The sequence below is a fragment of the Bradyrhizobium sp. HKCCYLR20261 genome, assembly GCF_051168435.1.
Lineage (GTDB): Bacteria > Pseudomonadota > Alphaproteobacteria > Rhizobiales > Xanthobacteraceae > Bradyrhizobium.
In genome coordinates this window covers 86,278-106,634 of the sequence record NZ_JBNPUZ010000013.1, presented here as the reverse complement: position 1 = coordinate 106,634, position 20,357 = coordinate 86,278, and the positions used below count along the sequence as shown (strand labels likewise).

At 66.2% G+C, this 20,357-nt stretch carries 14 protein-coding genes; 6 read left to right on the top strand and 8 right to left on the bottom strand.

All coding sequences use genetic code 11. The annotated features are described in order from the left end of the window. Positions 1 to 7: 7 nt before the first annotated feature. On the bottom strand, positions 8 to 1,510 hold the full coding sequence (locus tag ACQR1L_RS25515) for a sugar ABC transporter ATP-binding protein (RefSeq protein ID WP_434860671.1): 1,503 nt from the start codon (positions 1,508 to 1,510) through the stop codon (positions 8 to 10). A 13-nt stretch (positions 1,511 to 1,523) separates the two neighbouring features. After that, positions 1,524 to 2,477 carry a sugar-binding protein gene (locus ACQR1L_RS25510; RefSeq protein ID WP_434860670.1) on the bottom strand — a complete coding sequence of 318 codons (954 nt, stop codon included), beginning with the start codon at positions 2,475 to 2,477 and terminating at the stop codon, positions 1,524 to 1,526. Positions 2,478 to 3,067: 590 nt separating this feature from the next. On the opposite strand from ACQR1L_RS25510, the gene ACQR1L_RS25505 reads away from it, so the two are divergent. Then, positions 3,068 to 3,322 (top strand): acyl carrier protein, encoded by a 255-nt coding sequence (locus ACQR1L_RS25505; protein ID WP_434860669.1) that lies wholly within the window; start codon positions 3,068 to 3,070, stop codon positions 3,320 to 3,322. 20 nt (positions 3,323 to 3,342) lie between these two features. Next, positions 3,343 to 5,055, top strand: a complete 1,713-nt coding sequence (locus ACQR1L_RS25500) for a fatty acyl-AMP ligase (protein WP_434860668.1) — start codon at positions 3,343 to 3,345, stop codon at positions 5,053 to 5,055. Positions 5,056 to 5,061: 6 nt separating this feature from the next. Here ACQR1L_RS25500 and ACQR1L_RS25495 read toward each other — a convergent pair whose 3' ends face one another. From ACQR1L_RS25495 to ACQR1L_RS25480, 4 genes are all read right to left on the bottom strand, one after another. Further along, complete coding sequence (locus ACQR1L_RS25495; RefSeq protein ID WP_434860667.1) at positions 5,062 to 6,078, bottom strand: hypothetical protein; 1,017 nt, start codon at positions 6,076 to 6,078, stop codon at positions 5,062 to 5,064. Continuing rightward, complete coding sequence (locus ACQR1L_RS25490) at positions 6,053 to 7,435, bottom strand: MBOAT family O-acyltransferase (protein ID WP_434860666.1); 1,383 nt, start codon at positions 7,433 to 7,435, stop codon at positions 6,053 to 6,055. The genes ACQR1L_RS25495 and ACQR1L_RS25490 overlap by 26 nt, the downstream gene beginning before the upstream one ends. Positions 7,436 to 7,483: 48 nt before the next feature. After that, positions 7,484 to 8,434, bottom strand: a complete 951-nt coding sequence (locus ACQR1L_RS25485) for an acyl-CoA desaturase (protein ID WP_434860665.1) — start codon at positions 8,432 to 8,434, stop codon at positions 7,484 to 7,486. A 115-nt stretch (positions 8,435 to 8,549) separates the two neighbouring features. Beyond that, positions 8,550 to 10,829 carry a fused MFS/spermidine synthase gene (locus tag ACQR1L_RS25480; RefSeq protein ID WP_434860664.1) on the bottom strand — a complete coding sequence of 760 codons (2,280 nt, stop codon included), beginning with the start codon at positions 10,827 to 10,829 and terminating at the stop codon, positions 8,550 to 8,552. Between the two features lie 212 nt (positions 10,830 to 11,041). Here ACQR1L_RS25480 and ACQR1L_RS25475 point away from each other — a divergent pair, with 212 nt between their 5' ends. Beyond that, a complete protein-coding gene (locus ACQR1L_RS25475; RefSeq protein WP_434860663.1) occupies positions 11,042 to 12,643 on the top strand; it encodes a phytoene desaturase family protein in 1,602 nt (533 codons plus the stop codon). 196 nt (positions 12,644 to 12,839) lie between these two features. On the opposite strand, the gene ACQR1L_RS25470 is transcribed toward ACQR1L_RS25475, so the two are convergent. After that, positions 12,840 to 13,004 carry a Flp family type IVb pilin gene (locus ACQR1L_RS25470; RefSeq protein WP_434860662.1) on the bottom strand — a complete coding sequence of 55 codons (165 nt, stop codon included), beginning with the start codon at positions 13,002 to 13,004 and terminating at the stop codon, positions 12,840 to 12,842. A gap of 266 nt (positions 13,005 to 13,270) precedes the next feature. On the opposite strand from ACQR1L_RS25470, the gene ACQR1L_RS25465 reads away from it, so the two are divergent. The 3 genes from ACQR1L_RS25465 (at position 13,271) to ACQR1L_RS25455 (ending at position 17,939) form a co-directional block, all read left to right on the top strand. Further along, positions 13,271 to 14,170 (top strand): 50S ribosomal protein L11 methyltransferase, encoded by a 900-nt coding sequence (locus tag ACQR1L_RS25465; RefSeq protein ID WP_434860661.1) that lies wholly within the window; start codon positions 13,271 to 13,273, stop codon positions 14,168 to 14,170. A 477-nt stretch (positions 14,171 to 14,647) separates the two neighbouring features. Continuing rightward, positions 14,648 to 16,471, top strand: coding sequence for an aminopeptidase P family protein (locus ACQR1L_RS25460; RefSeq protein WP_434860660.1), 1,824 nt, complete (start codon positions 14,648 to 14,650; stop codon positions 16,469 to 16,471). A 190-nt stretch (positions 16,472 to 16,661) separates the two neighbouring features. After that, positions 16,662 to 17,939 (top strand): multidrug effflux MFS transporter, encoded by a 1,278-nt coding sequence (locus tag ACQR1L_RS25455; protein ID WP_434860659.1) that lies wholly within the window; start codon positions 16,662 to 16,664, stop codon positions 17,937 to 17,939. A 245-nt stretch (positions 17,940 to 18,184) separates the two neighbouring features. On the opposite strand, the gene ligA is transcribed toward ACQR1L_RS25455, so the two are convergent. Beyond that, positions 18,185 to 20,335 carry an NAD-dependent DNA ligase LigA gene (gene ligA / locus ACQR1L_RS25450; RefSeq protein WP_434860658.1) on the bottom strand — a complete coding sequence of 717 codons (2,151 nt, stop codon included), beginning with the start codon at positions 20,333 to 20,335 and terminating at the stop codon, positions 18,185 to 18,187. Between the last annotated feature and the right edge of the window lie 22 nt (positions 20,336 to 20,357).

Here is a 20,357-nt window from a genome sequence, read left to right as displayed (position 1 = left end):
GCCTCGCTCAGATGGTGTGGCCGACGGCGAGCTGCAGCACATTGTGCTCGCTGAACTCGCTGCGCGCCAGGAAGCCGGAAATTCTGCCTTCATGCATGACGGCGATGCGGTCGCTGACGCCGACCACCTCTTCCATGTCGCTCGAGATCATCAGGATCGCGACGCCCGCATCGGCGAGCCGCCGCAGCATGTCGTAGATCTCCTGCTTGGCGCCGACATCGATGCCGCGCGTCGGCTCGTCGAAGATCAGGACCTTCGGCCGCATCGACAGCCATTTGGCGAGCACGACCTTCTGCTGGTTGCCGCCGGACAAGGTGCCGACCTGCATCTTGACGTCGGGGGCGCGGATCTTGAGGCGCTCGCGCTGGCGGTCGGCATTGTCGGTCTCGCGCGACCTGTCCACCAGCCCCAGGCTGGCGTAGGAGGCGAGATCCGGCAGCGAGATGTTCTCGGCGATCGGAAAGTCGAGCAGCAGGCCGCAGCCCTTGCGATCCTCCGGAATGAGATAGATGCCGCGGTCGATCGCCGCACGCGGAGTCGAGATGCGGACGGCCTCGCCGTCGAGACTGATGCCGCCGGCCAGCAAGGGTTCGACACCGAAGATCGCGCGCGCGAGCTCCGTGCGTCCGGAACCGACAAGCCCGGCGAGACCGAGAATCTCCCCGCGCCGCAACTGCAGGCTCACGGCCTTTCGCGGATAGGTAGACGTGACGGCGTTGACGACGTCGAGCACGGTGGCGCCGGGCGGCGCGGCCGGCGGCACGTAGAGCGACCGCAGATCGCGACCGATCATCAGCCGGATCATCGCGGCCGGATTGAGCTCGCCACGCGTCAGCGTGCCGACCGTGCGGCCGTCGCGCAACACGACGGCCCGGTCGGCGCATTGCACCACCTCGTTCAGGCGATGGGTGATGAAGATGACGCTGACGCCGTCGGCCTTCAGGCCGGCGATGACCTGCATCAGCCGCTCGGTCTCCGACAAAGTGAGGCTCGAGGTCGGTTCGTCCATGATGACGCAGCGCGCGTTGAGCGACAGCGCCTTGATGATCTCGACCAGTTGGCGCTGCGCCAGCGACAGCTCAGCGAGCGGCGTGTCCGGCGCGAAATCGGCCCCGAGCCGATCGATGAGCGGCCGCACCTTGGCGCGCAGCGTGGCGCGGTCGATCAGCCGCAACGGGCCGCCAAAGACCGGCTCGCGGCCGATGAACACGTTGCCGGCGACATCGAGATTGTCGAACAGGTTCAGTTCCTGGTGCACGAAGGCGATGCCGGCCGCGATCGCATCCGTCACGGTGTAGCTGGTCCGGTCGACGCCATCGATGCGAATCGTGCCGCTGCTCGGCGTGACCACGCCGCCGAGCACGCGCATCAGTGTGGACTTGCCGGCGCCGTTCTCGCCGAGCAAAGCGATCACCTCACCGGGGGCGACCGAGAGGCTGACGTGGTCGAGGGCGACCACGCCAGGATAGGTCTTGCCGATGTCGATCAGTTCGAGGAAGGGCCCGGACACGCCGGCCGCCGCGCTACTTTTTCAGCATCTGCTTCATCTGCGCCATGAAGTCGTCGACGTTGGACTTGTCGATGACCTTGCCGGGCACGATGATGATGCCGTTCGCGGGAACGCCGGACTTGTCGCCCTGGACGACCTTCGCCATCAGCTTCATGCCCTGATAGCCCCACTCATAGGGCTGCTGCACGACGGTGCCCTCGATGGCGCCGTCTTTCACGCCGCCGAGCGTGATCGGATCCTCGTCGAAGCCGATGATCTTGATCTTGCCGAGCTTGCCGGCCTCCTTCAGCACCTCGTAGATGCGCGGGGTGTTGTAGGAGTAGAAGCCGACCAGGCAGCTGACGTCCGGCATCGCCGCCAGGATGTCTTCGACATTGCGCTTGGCGCGGGTCTGGTCGATCTCGTCGCCGCGCACGTCGACCAGCTCGACCTTCGAGCCCTTGATCGTTTCCTTGACGCCCTCGATGCGCTCGCGCGCATTGTCGGCGCCCAGCAGGCCGACGAAGCCGACGCATTTGCCGCCATTCGGCAGCGCCTTCAGCATCATCTTGCCGGCGTCCTTGCCGAGTTCGGTGTTGGAGGAGCCGATATAGGCGATGCGCTTCGATTGCGGCGCGTCGCTGTCGGTGGTGAACAGCACCGTCTGCCCGGCGATCTTGTTGAGATGCTCGGTCTGGTTCTTCGGATCGACGGCGCTCACCATGATCCCGGCGGCGCCGGCCGCGACGAGGTCATCGAGCATCCGCTGCTGCACGGCAGCCGCCGCCTGTTCCGGATATTTGAGCTGCAGGGTGTAATCGGGCAGTTCGCCCTGCGCCTTCTTCAAGCCGGCTTCCGCAATCTTCCAGAAGTCGGACGCGCCGTTGACCACGAAGGCCAGCGCCTTCTTGTCGGCCGCCCCGGCCGAGCCCACACCGAGCGCCATTGCCAACAGAGCAGACGCACCGGCCATCCAAAGACGCTTCATCGAACCCCTCCCATGTAAGCCAGCCTGCTTGGTGCGGCCGGTGTTTTGGTACTTACGAGTCTATCGCTTGCCCAAGACGATGCCGGCTCGGACAGGACGGCAATTTGCCGTTCGGACGCTGCCCGCATCAAAAGGCCGACGATAGGCCTCAATGAGGGGCGCACCTCAGGTAGCATGGTGATGACCGGCACGCAACAGATGTCAGAGTCAATCAGGGAATTCCATGTTCTGCGCTGCAAAATTGAGGAGCGAGGATAGCATCGGCAAAAAGGCCTGCAGCAGCACAATGCTTCGGTCCGCTCGGTCGAGGCGCGCACCTCTTTTCGTCGTCGCGATGGACGGGAGACCGGTTCAAGCGCGCAACGCGCAGCTGCGCACGTGCTATCGGAGCCCAACCGCCTCTGAGATCGAGTTGCTTTGCGGCGTTTCCGGCTGTTCGAACAACTCACGACAAAGGCTTGCGATGCCGTGACCTTTCGGCCGCACCTTGCGGAGGTTGGAGACCGTGCCGGGCTGGCCAAATTGACTCGCCGCATCGGCTTCGTATTGTGGCCGCATATGTCCCGATTTTTCACACAAAGGCCTCTTGGATGACGCGTGAACAGATTTCGGAATTTTGCGTCGCTTCGCTCGCCAAGACCCTCCGGCTTCCCCCCGATCGCATCGACACGATGAGCAAGTTCAGCCGGCTCGGGCTGGATTCGGCGATGGTCGTCTACGTCATGATGGAGCTTGAAGAGAAGCTGGGCATCGAATTGTCGATGGACGACTTCTACGACTATCCGACCATCGACGAGCTGTCGCGCCAGCTGGCGGGACGCACCGCGGCCCGGCCCGCCGCATAGGCGCCGGCACGGCACGAGCGATGGACGCTTTCAGTTCGCTGGTCGCGCTGCTAGAGGCCCGCGCTCATGCGCAACCCGACGACCGGGCGTATCTTTTCCTCAACGACCGCGGCGCCGAGGAAGCAAGCCTCACCTTCGGTGAACTCCACGCCAAGGCCCGCAGGCTGGCGGCGCGGCTCGCCGACCAGGCGCAGCCCGGCGACCGCGCGCTCTTGGTGTTTCCGCCGGGCCTCGAATTCTTCGTGGCGTTCTTCGGCTGCCTGATCGCGGGACTGATCGCCGTTCCCATGATGATGCCGCGGCGGTTGGGCGCGCGCGATGCGAGCGGCGCGATCATCGCCGATTGTGCGCCGACGCTGGCCCTGAGCAGTGCCGCCTTCGCGCTACGCGGCGATCTGCAGGACCGCTTCGCCCGCGACGGCCTGCGCTGGCTGGCCGTCGATCTCGCGTCGCCGGATGATACCGTCGCCGTGCCGGCGCATCGCATCGAGACCGAGGACATCGCCTTCCTGCAATACACCTCCGGCTCGACGTCGGAACCGAAGGGCGTCGCGGTGAGCCACGCCAATTTGCTGGCCAATTCCGAGATGATCCGGCTCGCGCTCGGCAACACCAGCCAATCGACCTACGTCAATTGGGTGCCGCTCTATCACGACATGGGGCTGATCCTGAACGCGCTGCAGACGCTCTATGTCGGCGCGCAGTGCGTGCTGATGGCGCCGAACGCGTTCACCCAGCGGCCGTTGAACTGGCTGCGCGCGATCGGGCGTTACGGCGCGGAGGTCGCCTGCGGTCCCAATTTCGGCTACGACCTCTGTGTCGCGCGCTACCGCGCCGAGCAGATGCAGGACGTGGATCTCTCGGGCTGGAAGGTGGCGCTGAACGGCGCCGAGCCGGTGCGCGCCGAGACGCTGCGTCGCTTCGCCGAGACCTTCGCTGCGCATGGCTTCGCGCCGGGCACCCTTTACCCGGCCTATGGCATGGCCGAGGCGACGCTGCTCATCTCTGGTGGACGCAGAGGCGCAGGGGCGGTGCTCCGCGACGTCAGCCATCGCGCGCTGCAGGCACACCATGCGACAACACCGGCCGCGCCCGACGACGTCAGGACGATCGTCGGCTGCGGCCGCGCCCTATCAGGCGAGCGGATCGCAATCGTCGATCCGGAAACCCGCGCGAAGCTCGCACCTGACCAAGTCGGCGAAATCTGGGTGAACGGCCCGAACGTCGCCCGCTCCTACTGGCGCAATGCGGCGGCGACGAAAGCGGATCTCCGCGCGACCATCGACGGTGATCAAGACCGCGCGCTGTGGCTGCGGACCGGCGATCTCGGCTTTCTCGATGCCGAGGGCGAGCTGTTCATCACCGGCCGCATCAAGGATCTCCTGATCATCAGGGGCGTTAATCACTACCCCCAGGACATCGAGGCCACCGTTCAGGCCACCGCCCCGGCGCTGCGGCCGAACTGCGGCGCGGCGTTTTCGGTGCCGGATGAGGACGGCAGCGAAACGCTCGTTGTCGTTCAGGAGGTCGAGCGCACCGAGCGCAAGCGCATCGACATCGAGGAACTTGCGGGCTTGATCCGCGAGCGCGTCACCGAGGCGCACGAGGTGTTCGCGCGGCATGTCGTGCTGATCCACCCCGGGCAATTGCCGAAGACCACCAGCGGCAAGATCCAGCGGCGGCGCGCGCGGCAGCTGTGGCTCGATGGTGAGCTGCAGCCGCTCGATTCGTGACGGCGTTCAGAAATCGATCCGCGCCGCCGCGCCGTCCCTGATGCTCGCGATGATCCCGTCATTGACGCGGCGCGCGATGGCGGAGCGGTAGTGGATGTGGTCGAGGAAATTCGCTGGATTGCGCGTCAGCGCGTTGTCGACGCGAAAATCGATCAGATTGCTGTGCGCGCGCCCCGAAACCAGCTGCCGGAAGGCGGCGTTGCAGGCCTCGCGCTCGCGCGCCGCACGGCTCCCCGGCGTGGGCAGGATCGTATGGAAGTTCGGCGGGACCACCAGGACCACGGACGTTTCGGCCGGCACGCCGCGAATGAGCCGGTTTAGGCGCTCGGCAAGCGGGAAGGACGTGCTGATCGCTTCATCGTCGCGCGGCGCGGGAGGCTGCGGCACGTCGGCGGGCGCCTGCGTGCCCGGCGGATAGTCGATCTCGTAGTCGCTGTAGCCATCGGGCCGCTCAGGCGCGCGCAATCCGCGCCATATCTTGATGCGGCGGATGGCAAGGTCGATGGCCCGCCAGTTGAACAGATGCGCGGTGTAGCGCAGCGCGCTGCCGTCATACAGCCAATAGGGGAACGTGTCGTTGGCAGCGATCGCGTCCTGATGCGCGCACCAGGGATCATCGATGACGACGACCAGCGCGCGCGGCTTGGCATGATGGCGAAGGAAGAAGCCGAGCACGGCGAGCTGTGCCTGCGGCGGCGCTCCGGACACGAACAGCTGCACGAAGCGCGATCCGGTCGCGGCCGACAATGTGTCCGGCCTGATGAGTTGCGCGGTGGAGTTACCGATAACAGCGGAATCGAAATCGGGATCGCGAGCGCGGCTCACCTGCCCCGTCGGCGTCCAGCTGTCGCCGGTGCCCTTGATGCCGAGCAGGCCGAACCGGCCGCTGTCATAGGGATCGATTGCGACCATCAGCGCCAGCACCAGCAGTGCGCCGCCGCCGAGCGCGGCGAGAAACGCGGCGATGCAGCGTTCCCAGATCGCCGACGCGACGGCGTCAGAACTTGAAGTAGATGAACTCATGAACGTCGCGTTCTCCAAGTTCGATCAACAACGCCAGGACGGCGACACCCAGCAGCACCGCCAGGCCCACATTCGGGCGGCGCGTCAGGCGCGCGGCGACGTCCTGGCTGGCCGGCAGCAGCACCGCGGCCAGGGTGGGAATCACGATCGGTAGCAGCCGCACGCCGCGCTCGACCGGCGGCAGCGAGGCCAATCCCTGGAACACGTGCCACGCCGCCTCGACCGATCCGGCGCGGAAGATGACGCCGGTGCCGAGCACGACGAGGAAGGTGAGCAGCCAGCCGAGCACGGCCGGCAGGCGCGGGCCGAACCGGCGCCACAGTGCGCAGACGACCACGGCCACGCCGTGCAGCGTGCCCCACAGTACGAAGCTCCAGCTCGCGCCATGCCACAGGCCGCACAGGACCATCGTGATCAGCATGGCGGCGAAATACTGCACGGCGAACAACCGCCGCGGCAGCACGCGCGCATTGACCATCGGGCGGAACACGTAATCGCGCAGGAAGGCCATCAGCGTCATGTGCCAGCGCTGCCAGAAGTCCTGCATGTTGGTGGCGCGCAGCGGCGCGTCGAAGTTGAACGGCAGTCGGACGCCGAACAGCAGGCCGAGCCCGATGGCGATGTCGGAATAGCCGGCGAAATCGTAGAAGATCTGCACCGAGACGAAGGCCGCGAGCCAGGCATCACCGGCCGGCAACGGACCGGTCGCCGCCTGCGCGTAGATCGGATCGAGCAAACGAGCGATCCGGTCGCCGAACATGATCTTCTCGATCAGCCCACCGACGATGAAGACGATCCCGAGAAAAAAGCGCTGCTGCCAGCCGGGCGCATAGATACGCTGGCCGAACTGCTCCATCACCTCCGACCAGCGCGCGAGCGGTCCGGCGATCGCCTGCGGGAAGAAGGCGATGTAGAGCGCATAGCGATCGAGCGCGGTCAGCGGCGCCTTTCCGGCGCGCAGATCGGTGAGATACATGATGTGATGAAAGGTGAAGAACGAGATCCCGAGCGGCAGCGCCAGCTGTAGCGGCTGGAAGCCGTGACCGATCAACAGGTCGAGATTGGCGACGGCGAAATCGGCGTATTTGAACAGGCCGAGCAGCGCGAGATTGGCGATGATCGCGCAGGTGAGAATGCCCTTCACCTTGAAACGGGCGAACAGCCGCGCGGCGAGCCAATTGCCGGTGATGGAGGCAATCAGCAGCAGTAGGAACGGCGGATCGCCATAGCCGTAGAACGCGAGCGACAGGCCGATCAGGACCGGCATGCGCAAGGCCGGATACGGATCGGCCATGCGCGCCAGCACGATCGCAACCGGCAGGAACACCAGGAGAAACGCATAGCTGTTGAACAGCATCAGCCGGCGCGGCTCCGCCTGTCCCGCCTCGGACCCAATCGATGACGGTCAGCCATGCCCGTAATCGGCGGCGGCCTCGGACGCCGGCATCGTCATCCGCGCGGCGATCTTCTCCGGCGCGGGGACCTTGACGTTCCAGGCGAGACCTGCGGCCTCGAGTGCCCTGATGAACAGGAAGCCGAGGTCGAATTCGGACCAGCGCAGGCCGAACGCCGCCGAATAGGGAAAGGCGTGATGATTGTTGTGCCAGCCTTCACCCCAGGCAAGCCACGCCATCAGCCCGAGATTGCGGCTGTTGTCGCCGCGGGTCTGGAAGGGCCGGCTGCCGAGCATGTGATTGAGCGAATTGATCGCCGACATCGTCTGCTCGACCACGAACATCCGGACGACGCCGCCCCACAGGAAGCCGGTGAGCACGCCCCACAAGCTCTGCGAGATCAGCCCGCCCGCAAGTGCGGGAAGCGCGAGCCCGAGCAGCACCCACGCATAGTAGTACCCGTTGACTTTGACCCAGCTGCGCTGCGCGATCAGATCGGGCACGTAATGCGCGACGTTGGGATAGTCGTGCTCGACCATCCAGGTCAGCTGGGCATGAACGAGCCCGCGCAAGCGCCCGCGCCAGCCATCGCCGTGCAGGTTCGGTGAATGCAGGTCGCCATCGTGATCAGACAGTTCGTGATGCCGGCGATGCATGGCCGCCCAGGAGATCATCGGTCCCCTGCCCGCCATCGAGCCCATGATGATCAGGAGATTGCTCACCCAGCCCGCCGTCGCAAACGCGCCGTGCGTGAACAGGCGGTGATAGCCGACGGTCAGGCCGAGGCCTGTGATCAGCCACATCACCGCGAACAGGCCGAGCTCCATCGCCCCGATCGGCCGCACGAGCAGCAGCGCAAGTGCCACCAGGGTACCTACGAAGGGCAGAACGTCGAACAGGATGAAGTGGCGTCGCTGCAGCCGGTGCAGATGTCGGCCCCTGAGCACTCGATTGTCGCGCATGGCCATCCGAAAGATAAATCAAACAATGCACGGCAGAGTACACGCTCCGCGGCATGCTGCAACCGCGAGACGGGTCCCGTTCACAAGGAGGCCGGGATGTGTGGCGGAAGCGCCGCTATTCCCCGTCGCGCAGCCGGCGGTACACCGCACCGAGAATGTTGGAGTAGTCGTCGGTCCAGACCCGCTCGCCGTCGGTCGGCTCGGTCTCGGTCCATTTGGGAGACGAGGCCAGCTTGCCGACATCGGCGTCCTCGCGGGCGCTGACGACGACGTCGGTCGAGAAGATGTACTCGTCGTCGCGGCCGGAGTCCTCGTTGTACACCCAGCTCTTCAGATCGTTGGCATCGGCGATGCCGACGACGACGCTCTCGAGTTCGAGGTGGCGATTGGAGACATGCATCGCCACGGCGCCCTGCGGCGCCAGCTTGGCCTTGTAGATCGCCATCGCCTCTTCGGTGGCGAGATGGATCGGGATCGCATCCGAGGAATAGGCGTCGACGATGATGAGGTCGTAGACGCCATCCGGCTCCTTGGCGAAGGTCAGACGGGCATCGCCGATCACGGGCTTGAAGTCGGGCGCGCAGTTCCTGATGTAGCTGAAATATTTCGGATCGCTGGCGGTATCGACCATGGTCTGGTCGATCTCGAAATACTTCCAGTCCTCGCCCGGCTCGGCGGCGCAGGTCAGCGTGCCCGCGCCGACGCCGATCACGGCAACCTTGATCGGCCCGCCCTTGCGCTCGCGGATGGCGGTGATGGCACGGCCGATGCCGCCGTCCTTGTGGTAGTAGGTGATCGGCTCGGGACGGCCGGTCACCTTGGAGCCGTCGGCGTTGAGATATTTCTGCGCGCCGTGGATCGTGGTGCCGTGCATCAGCACGTGATAGTGGCCGTCGGAGGTGACCACGATCTTGTGCACGCCGAAGAAGCTGCGCACCGTCTCGACGCGGCCGTCATCGGCCGGATAGGCGCGGATCAGCACCAGCGCGAGCGCGGCGGTGGCGAACAGCTTCCAGCGGCCGCCGTTCAAGAGTAGCGCGAGCAGCGCCGCGAGCACGCCGACGGCCCCCGCGACCCAGACGCGATGATCCTCAAGATAGGTCGTGACCTTGCCGGTCATACCGGCCGGCGCCAGCAGCGCAATCGCGATCACCGCCAGCAGGATCCAGTACCAGCGCGTGATCTTGGGCAGGCGCTCTTTGGCCGTGGGGCGGCACAACGCCGCCAGCGCGAGCAGGATCGGATATTCGGCGACCCAGGAGAAGGTGAAGGGCGCGATCAGGCCTGCGAACAGGCCGCCGATCATGCCGCCGAACGACAGCGCGACATAGAAGCCGGTCAGATATCTCGCCGGCGGCCGCGTGCGTGCGAGTTCGCCATGGCAGGCCATCGCGATGATGAAGAAGCAGAGCTGGTGGCCGCCGAGCGTCAGCGCCAGGTTCTGCTCGCCGCCGAAGGCGAGCAGCACGACGACGCCGGCGATCGCCAGCGGCTGCAGCGCCAGCATCCATTTGTGCGGCAGCAGCGGCCGAGACTGGAACACCAGCACCCAGGTGAGCAGGTACAGCGACAGCGGCAGCACCCACAGCAAGGGTGCCGCGGCGACGTCGGTGGAGATATGCGCGGTCACGGCGATCAGCAGGCCCGACGGCACCGCGGCCAGGAAGATCCAGCGCAGCCGAAGCAGCCAGCGCGGCGCAGGCGCGTCACTGACGTCGTTCTGCAGCAGGCTCGCGACCGTCACCGGCGAGCGCAGCAGCAGCACGCCGCAGCCGGCGATCAGCGCGATCAGCAGACCGTAGCCGCCGGCCCAGATCAGGTTCTGCGTGCGCAGGCTGAAGATCGGCTCGACCAGCAGCGGATAGGACAACAGCGCCAGGAAGCTGCCGATGTTCGAGGAGGCATAGAGAAAATAGGGATCTGGCCCTGAAGGATGCCCCGTGCGCACGAACCAGGCTTGCAGCAGCGGATTGTTGGCGGCGAGCGCGAAGAACGGCAGGCCGATCGAGGCCGCGAACAGGCCGAGCAGCCAGACCGCGTAGCCCGAGGTCGGCGGATCGCCCCAGTGGCCGGCGATCGACAGCGGCAGGCTGAGCAGCGCGAAGCCGAGCAGCAGCAGATGGATCGCCACGGGGATCACACGGCTGCGCAACTGCGTCAGGAAGTGGGCATAGGCGTAGCCCGCCAGCAGCAGCGCCTGGAAGAACACCATCGCCACCGACCACACCGCCGGCGAGCCGCCGAGCCGCGGCAGCACCATCTTGGTGAACAGCGGCTGCACCGAGAACAGCAGCAGCGCGCTGACGAAGATAGCGGCGGTATAGACCACGAGCACCAGCCGGTTGCGGGCGGCGGACGGCTGGGCGACGGCGGCGGACGAGGCGATTGAGGTCATGACAACTCCAGCAGCGGCGCGCCCGGCATCGGAGACGAGGAGCCGGACCGCCGCGTGCAGACGACACATAGCGGATCGGGGGGCGGTATGGCGAGGCGCTGCGGCAAAACCGAGTTCCCCTTGACGCGGCGGCGATCCGGGGCGACAGCACCCGTCGAGGTTCCTGGCAGGCGGCTCCCGCCGGTCATTAATCAGGGCTGTTTGAAGCTGACATGAACGAAACCGACGTGATCATCATCGGCGCGGGCCATAATGGCCTGACCTGTGCGGCCTATCTGGCGATGGCCGGCCTGCGCGTGCATGTGGTCGAACGCCGCAAGGTGGTCGGCGGCGCCGCCGTCACCGAGGAGTTTCATCCGGGCTTCCGCAACTCCGTCGCCTCCTACACGGTGAGCCTGCTCAACCCGCGCGTCATCGCCGATCTCAAGCTGCATCAGCACGGGCTCGAGATCGTCGAGCGGCGCGCGCAGAACTTCCTGCCCTCTCCCGACGGCCGCTATCTCCTGACCGGCGAAGGCCGCACGCAGGCCTCCGTCGCCCGCCTCAATCCTCGCGATGCGGAGATGATCGGCCCGTTCTCGGCGCGGCTCGAGGCGATCGCGGACGTGCTGCGCAGCCTCGTGCTGCGCGCGCCGCCCAATCTCGTCGGTCAATTCGGCCTGCCCGCGATCCGCGAGGCCTTCAACGCGCTCGGCACCGCCAACACGCTGCGCGCCTTGTCGCTGGAGCAGCAGCGCGACCTGCTCGACCTGTTCACGCGCTCGGCCGGCGAGATGCTGGACGAGATCTTCGAGACCGACCTGGTGAAGGCGCTGTTCGGCTTCGACGCCATCGTCGGCAATTATGCCAGCCCCTACGCCGCCGGTTCGGCCTATGTGATGCTGCATCACGCCTTTGGCGAGGTGAACGGCAAGAAGGGCGTCTGGGGTCACGCCATCGGCGGCATGGGCGCGATCACCCAGGCCATGGCGCGCAGCCTCAAGGAGCTCGGAACGCTCGTCGAGGTCGACTGCGGCGTGCGCGAGGTGATCGTCGAACGCGACCGCGCTGTCGGCGTCGTGCTGGATGACGGCCGCTCGCTTCGCGCCCGCTATGTCGCCGCCAACGTCAATCCCAAGCTGCTCTATACGCGGCTGGTGCCGACAGGCGCCCTGCCCGAGGCTTTTCTGAGCCGCATCCGCAACTGGCGCAACGGCTCAGGCACCTTCCGCATGAACGTGGCGCTGAGCCGCCTGCCCTCGTTCAGCGCCCTCCCGGGCGACGGCGACCATCTCTCCGCCGGCATCATCCTGGCGCCTGGCCTCGGCTACATGGACAAAGCCTATCTCGACGCGCGCGCCCACGGCTGGAGCCGGGATCCCGTGGTCGAGTTGCTGATCCCCTCGACGCTCGATCCAACGCTGGCCCCTGCCGGCCAGCACGTCGCCAGCCTGTTCTGCCAGCATGTCGCGCCGGAGCTGCCGGATGGCCGCTCCTGGGACGATCACCGCGACGAGGTCGCCGACCTCATGATCGCAACCGTCGATCGTTACGCCCCGGGATTTGCCGCCAGCGTCATCGGCCGGCAGGCGCTGTCGCCGCTGGACCTGGAGCGGCAGTTCGGCCTCCTCGGCGGCGACATCTTCCACGGTGCGCTGACGCTGAACCAGCTGTTCTCGGCCCGGCCGATGCTCGGACACGCCGATTATCGCTCGCCGCTGAAGGGACTCTACCACTGCGGCTCGGGCAGCCATCCCGGTGGCGGCGTCACCGGTGCGCCGGGGCACAATGCGGCGCAGGCGCTTCTGGCCGACCATCGCGGGCTGTTCGGCTGAGGACAACCGGTGGATAGGCTGTGCACAGAGCTGCGGAAACGCGGTGAACGGGCGACGGCCAATCCTGCGGGCGCCTTGTTCGCAAACCGGTGGATATCCCTGTGAAGAATTTGGGTATTCGCTGTCGACAAGGTGCCAACAACAGAAAACCGGGCCAAGGGCCCGGTTTTCGAGAACGCCGCGCTCGGCCGAAAAATTACTTCAGCGAGGTATTGATCGATTCGAACTTGCTGCTCAGCGAGGAGCCCAGCCCGTTGACGGCGGCGATGATCGCCAGGGAAATGCCCGCCGCGATCAGGCCGTACTCGATGGCGGTGGCGCCGGAGTCATCGCGCAAGAACTTCAAGAAAAGCATCTTCATCTGAACCTCGTTTCCCAACCCGGGAACCGAGGACAGCCGGTTCCCAACGCGGGAACCCTAAGCGCTCAAAACCTAAAGTTGGTATAATTTGCCGCAGGCAAGTTGCGGCGTTATTTGCGCCAATTGCGGCGCGACTTTTAGCCGAGTTATTCCGAAGCCAAAATACAACCGTTGGCTGCGCCTGCCGGAGGCATTTTGGGGCATAAGGGCTTGCGCTCGCGGTGAGATTGCTTAACCACGCCGTGAAATCAGCCGGAACCCGCTTCATGACCTCAGCCCTGACGCCCGCGACCCACAAGGCCAGCTTCACCGTGCCGGATGAAGCGACCGCGCGTCCGGCGGTGGACGTGCTGACGGAGGTGTTCTTCGAGGGCGACGCGGCCGTTGCCGCCTTCGAACGGCCGGACGGCCGCTGGGACGTCACGGTGCACTTCGCCGACCCGCCCGACCAGGACTTGGTCCGAGAGCTCGTCGGCGGGGCCGCCGGCGCCGAGGCGGCGCAAAGTCTCAGCTTCGAAGTGGTCGAGGCCAAGGACTGGGTGAAAGCCAGCCTGGACGACCTGGTTCCAGTGCCAGCCGGCCGCTTCCTGGTCCATGGCAGCCATGACCGGGCGCGCGTTCCGGCCAACAAGCTCGGAATCGAGATCGAGGCGGCGCTGGCGTTCGGCACCGGGCATCATGGCACGACGCGCGGCTGCCTGCTGCTGCTCGATCACGTGCTGAAGGCACACGCTCCGCGGCGGGTGCTGGACCTCGGCACGGGAACCGGCGTGCTGGCGATCGCCGCGGCCAAGGCCACGCATCGCCCTATCCTGGCAAGCGACATCGACGCGCCCTCCGTCGTCGTGGCGCGCGAAAACGCCCGCCTCAATGGCGCAGGTCCGCTGGTACGCGTGATCCGCGCCACCGGCTTTGCCGCGGCGGATTTTGCCCATCAGGGTCCGTTCGATCTCGTGCTCGCCAACATCCTGGCCAATCCGCTGCGGCAGCTGGCCTCCCCCATGCAGCGCCATCTGGCGCCCGGCGCCTTCGTCATCCTCTCCGGCCTGCTGACCCCGCAGGCGCGCGCGGTCGCCGCCGCGTATCGCGCGCGCGGACTGGTTCCGATGCGGCACTTGAAGATCGAAGGCTGGAGCAGCCTGCTGCTCAGGAAGCAGCAGCACTGAAGGGATGAGATCACGTCGCGACCAGCCGGCGGGCTGATCATCGGAAGACGAGCGCAATTACGTCTTCGGTTGACCGCCCGGCTGCGGGCGCTGGTCTGATGCGGCGCGCGCCCCGCGTCGGATGCGAGGTTCGACCAGACGGTTGACGAGTTCAGCCAGCGCGCTGCGCGGCTTCTGGACGGGTACGGTGGCCGCAGCCGGAGGCGTCGGCGCCGAAAGTTTTTCGAAGGTAAAAGCAGGCATTGTGCATCCCCTCGCCGTTGAGTTGAGGCACTCCCCGGATTGCGCGACCGTGGATGATCATTACGATCTTGGTCGTCTGATCCGCACGTTTCCTCGCCGCATCTCTTTCGGATGACCGGCATAAGACAGCAAATCTTTTTGCACAGGCGAATGCAAGGAGATTCTTCGTGCACTGCACCGCTGCGTGGTGGAGTATCCGCCGCAGTCGAGATTCACGCCTAAAGTATGAGACCGATGTTCGAAGCTCTGTTCCAGACGTTCGAAGAACCCGAAACCGGCGTGGCGCTGACGGCGCGACTGGCCGCGCTCCGCGAGGAGCTGGCGCAGCGCAAGCTCACCGGCTTCATCGTGCCGCGCGCCGACCAGCAGCAGAACGAATATGTGCCGCCCTCCGAGGAGCGGCTGGCGTGGCTGACCGGCTTCACCGGCTCGGCGGGCCTTGCGATCGTGCTGCCGCAGGAGGCCGCGATCTTCGTCGATGGTCGTTACACCTTGCAGGCCGGCAAGCAGGTCGACGGCAAGGCATGGCGCGTGGAATCGCTGATCGAACCGCCGCCGGAAAGCTGGCTGAGCGCGCACCTGAAGACTGGCGACCGCATCGGCTTCGATCCCTGGCTGCACACCACCGCCGCCGCCGAGCGCTTCGCATCCGCCTGCACGAAGGCCGGCGCCGAGCTGGTGGCGGTCGAGAGCAATCCGATCGACAGCGTCTGGACCGAGCGCCCGCTGCCGCCGCTCGGCGCAGTGTCCATCCACGGCACGGAATTATCCGGCGAGACCGAAGCCGAGAAGCTCGACCGCATCCGCAAGGAGATCGAGCGGCTCGGCGTCGAGGCGCTGGTGCTCTCGGACTCACATAACGTCGCCTGGACCTTCAACATCCGCGGCGCGGATGTCTCGCACACGCCGCTGCCGATCTCCTATGCGCTGGTACCGAAGACCGGGCGCCCGACGATCTTCATCGATTCCCGCAAGCTGTCGAACCTCACCCGCGATCATCTCGAGCAGAACGCCGATGTGGCCGAGCCCGATGGGCTGACGCCGCGCCTGAGCGAGCTCGCGCAAACAGGTGCGACGATCGCGCTCGACAGCGCCACGGCGGCCGACGCGCTGACGCGGCTGATCCAGGGCGCGGGCGGCAAGCCGGTGCGCGGCGCCGATCCGGTCAGCCTGCTCAAGGCCGCCAAGAACACGGTGGAGATCGACGGCACGCGGCGGGCGCATCAGCGCGATGCCGTGGCGCTGGCGCGCTTTCTCGCCTTCATCGATCGCGAGGCGCCCCACGGCACGCTGACGGAGATCGACGCCGTCGAGGCGCTGGAGAGTTTTCGCCGCGACACCGGCGCGCTGAAGGACGTGTCGTTCCCGACCATCTCCGGCACGGGTCCCAATGGCGCGATCGTACACTATCGCGTCACCCGCAAGAGCAACCGCCGCATCATGCCCGGCGACCTGCTGCTGATCGATTCCGGCGCGCAGTATCAGGACGGCACCACCGACGTCACGCGCACCATCGCCGTGGGCACGCCCACCAACGAGATGCGCGACCGCTTCACGCGGGTGCTGCGCGGGCACCTGGCGATCGCGCGCGCGATCTTCCCTGACGGCACCACCGGCGCCCAGCTCGACACCCTGGCGCGGCAATTCCTGTGGCAGGCCGGCATCGATTTCGAGCACGGCACCGGCCATGGCGTCGGCAGCTATCTGTCGGTGCATGAGGGCCCGGCGCGGATTTCGAAACTCGGCACCACGCCGCTGAAGCGCGGCATGATCCTGTCCAACGAGCCCGGCTACTACAAGACCGACGCGTTCGGCATCCGCATCGAAAACCTTGAGCTTGTCGTGGCGAAGGAGGTGGCCGGGGCCGAGAAGCCGATGAACGGGTTCGAGGCGCTGACATTGGCGCCGATCGACCGGCGACTGATCGATGTCGCGATGCTGAGCGCCGAAGAACGCGCTTGGCTCGACGCCTACCACGCGAGGGTGCGCGAGACGATCCGCGCGGCGCTCGACGAGGCTGATCAGCTCTGGCTCGACCAAGCGACCGCCCCGCTCTAGCGTCGGCTCAGCAAGGCCTGCACAACCGGCGGACGGTCTGCCGCCGGGGGCGGCAGCATCTGCATCATCAGACGGCGGAGCGCGGAACAGCCGCCGCTGCGGGCATGGCCGCATGCGGAAACAGGCATTTCCGCGGCGCGGAAGGTCGCTACATTCGATCGTGTTCGAAACGATCTGAGCGACACTCCCGATGCATGGAATGATCAGCAGGCAGCCTGTGGCCGCGCCACCGCGCGCTGCTCCGTCGCGCACGCTGCTGATCCTGCTCGTCGTGATGACCGGGCTGGCGCCGATCTCGCTGTATCTGCTGGTGCCGGCGCTGCCGCTGCTGGCGACCACATTCGGATGCGACGCCTCGGTCGTGCAGATGACGGTGTCGTTCTACATGATCGGCATCGCGATCTCGCAGCTGCTGCTTGGACCGCTGTCCGACCGTTTTGGGCGACGCCCCGTGATGCTCGCGGGCCTCGCGCTCTCGATCGTCGCGAGCTTCGGCTGCATCTTTGCCGACACCTTGCCGCAACTGATCGCGGCGCGCTTCTTCCAGGCGCTCGGCGGCGCCAGCGGCATGGTGATCAGCCGCGCCATCATTCGCGATCTCTATCCACGCGAGCGCATCGGCGCGATGATCAGCCTCGTCGTCGCGGTCATGATGATCGCGCAGATGCTGTCGCCCTTGACCGGCGGACTGATCGAGACCGCGCTCGGCTGGCATGCGATCTTCTACGTCGTGGCCGCATTGTCGATCGCGATCGCAGCGGCGGTGACGCTCGCCCTGCCCGAGACCCGCCCTGCCCGGGTTCAAGGCGCGAGCTTCCGCCGCGACGTCGCTGATCTCGTCAGGAGCCGCGCCTTCCTCGGCTACATGCTGTGCCAGGTGCTGGCCTCGCAGATCATCTTCGCCTTCGCCGGCGGCGGACCCTACATCGTCGAGGTGCAGATGGGCCGTTCCTCGGCGGAATATGGCGCGTGGTTCGCAACAACGGGCTTCGCCTATTTCGTCGGGAATCTGTTCTGCGTGCGCTATGCGCCGCGCCACTCCCTCGACCGGCTGATCTGGTTCGGACTGGGATTGCAGCTCACGGGCGCGGCGCTCAACTTCACCTGGAGCATCTTCGGCTTCAATCAGGTGCCGTCGGTGCTGTTCGGCACGCAGATGCTGATCATGTTCGCCAATGCCGCCGTCATGGCCAACTCCGCGGCCGGCGCGATCAGCGTGCGGCCGGGCGCGGCTGGAACGGCGTCAGGCGCCATGGGCTTCCTGCAGATGGGCGTCGGCGCGCTGACGTCGCAGCTCGGCGCCTATCTCGGCGGCCATTACGCGAGCACGCTGCCGCTGACGTCGGCGATCCTGATGCTCTCGCTCGCCTGCACCGCCAGCATGATCTTCCTGGTCCCGCGCACGTCCGTGACGGTGACCAAGGAGCTGATCGAAGCTGCGGAAGAGGATGAGGCCGGGGTGATGTGAGTTCGGTGGCGACATCGCGATGTGAGCGTCCTCCCCCACGCGCCGTGAGGTCATACCCGAGCCGGTGACGGAGCCAGTACATAACAAACAAGCGGTGTCATGCCCGCGAAGGCGGGCATCCAGTACTCCGAGGCGCCTCGGTCAGACGACTGCTGCCTCTGGAATACTGGATCATCCGCCTTCGCGGATGATGACAGTTGTGGGTGTCGCGGACATCTTGCGCGACGACTGGCAGCGCGAAGCAGCTACTCCCCGATCAGCTGCAGCCACTCGTCCTCGGTCAGCACCTGCACGCCGTGCTTCTGCGCATCCTTGAGCTTGGAGCCCGCCCCGGGACCGGCGACGACATAGTCCGTCTTCTTCGAGACCGAGCCCGACACTTTCGCACCGAGCCGCTCGGCCGTGGCCTTGGCCTCGTCGCGGGTCATCTTTTCCAAGGTGCCGGTGAACACCACCGTCTTGGTCGCGATCGGCGAATTGCGCTTGGGCTTTTCGGCATCGAGGATCTTCACCTCGCGCGTCAGCCGCTCGACGATGCCGCGATTGTGGTCCTCGCCGAAATAGGCGGCGACGCTCTTGATCACGGTGTCGCCGATCTGGTCGAGCGCATCCATCTCGGCGATCGCCTCCTCGTCGGCAGCGGCGACCTTCAGGCACGCCTCGTGGAACGACTCCCACGAGCCATAGCCGCGCGCGAGCGCCAGCGCGGTGGTCTCGCCGACATGGCGCATGCCCAACGCATAGATGAAGCGCTCCAGCGCGATCTCGCGGCGCGCGTCGATGGCGTTGAAGAGATTGCGCACCGAGGTCTCGCCGTAACCCTCGACCTCCTCCAGCTTGAGCTTCGCGTTCCGCTTCTGCAGCGTGAAAATGTCAGCAGGCTCCTTGACCCACCCTTCATCGAAGAAGAACTGGATCTGCTTTTCGCCGAGGCCGTCGATGTCGAAGGCGCGGCGCGAGGCGAACAGCTTGAGGTGCTCGATCTTCTGATAGGGACAGGCGAACTCGCCGGTGCAGCGCGCGCGCGAGCCCTCCTCGCCGGCCGCGGTCTCCTCGCGCACGACGTCGGTGTGCAGCGGACACGGGCATTTTTTGGGGAAGTGGAATTCCTCGGCGTCCGCGGGTCGCTTGTCGATGAGGACGTCGACCACCTGCGGGATCACGTCGCCGGCGCGCTGGATCACGACGGTGTCGCCGATACGAATGTCGCGACCTTCGCGCAGCACCTCGCCCTTGTTGCCGATGCCCTTGATGTAATCTTCATTATGCAGGGTGACGTTCTGCACGATGACGCCGCCGACGCCGATCGGCTCCAGCTTGCCGACCGGCGTGAACGAGCCGGTGCGGCCGACCTGGATCTCGATGTCCTTGAGCACGGTCATGGCCCGCTCGGCCGGGAATTTGTGCGCGATGCCCCAGCGCGGCGTGCGCGAGACGAAGCCGAGCCGCTCCTGCCAGTCGATGCGATCCACCTTGTAGACGACGCCATCGATGTCGTAGTCGAGTTCGGCGCGCTTCTCCTCGATGGAGCGATGAAACGCGATCAGCTCCTCGAGGGAGTGACAGAGCCTGGTCAGCGGGTTGGTCGTGAAGCCGCAATGCTCGAACCATTTGATCATGCCGCTCTGCGTCTCCGCCGGCATCGCGCTCATCTCGCCCCAGGCATAGGCGAAGAAGCCGAGGGGGCGCGACGCGGTGATCGTCGGATCCTTCTGGCGCAGCGAGCCGGCGGCGGAGTTGCGCGGATTGGCGAAGATGGTGTCGCCGGCCTCCTTCTGCCGCTCGTTGAGCGCGAGGAACGCCTGCTTGGTCATGTAGACCTCGCCGCGCACCTCGCAGATGTCAGGCAGATTGCGGCCGTGCAGCTTCTGCGGCACGTCCTTCAGGGTGCGGATATTGGCGGTGACGTCCTCGCCCTCCGCACCGTCGCCGCGGGTCGCCGCAGTGACAAGCTCGCCGCCTTCGTAGCGCAGCGACATCGACAGCCCGTCGATCTTCGGCTCGGCGGAGAAATCGATGCGGTCATCATCGGCGAGCTTGAGGAACCGCGCGATGCGGCCAACGAAGTCGCGCACGTCCTCTTCCGCGAAGGCATTGTCGAGCGACAGCATCGGGACCGCATGCCGGACCTTCTTGAAGCGGCCCGAGGGTGCTGCGCCCACCTTCTGCGACGGCGATTCGGTGCTGACCAACTCGGGAAAGCGCGTCTCGATGGCGTTGAAGCGGCGGCGCAGCTCGTCATAGGCCGCGTCCGAAATCTTCGGCGCGTCGTCCTGGTAGTAGAGCCTGTCGTGGGTTTCGAGCTCCAGCGCCAGCCGCTTCCATTCCACCTTGGCCTGCGCCTTGGTGAGATCGGCGACGTCGATGGGCGTCTTGGGTTTGGCTGTCTTGGGCATGCTGTGCGCTGTCTGCTCGTCA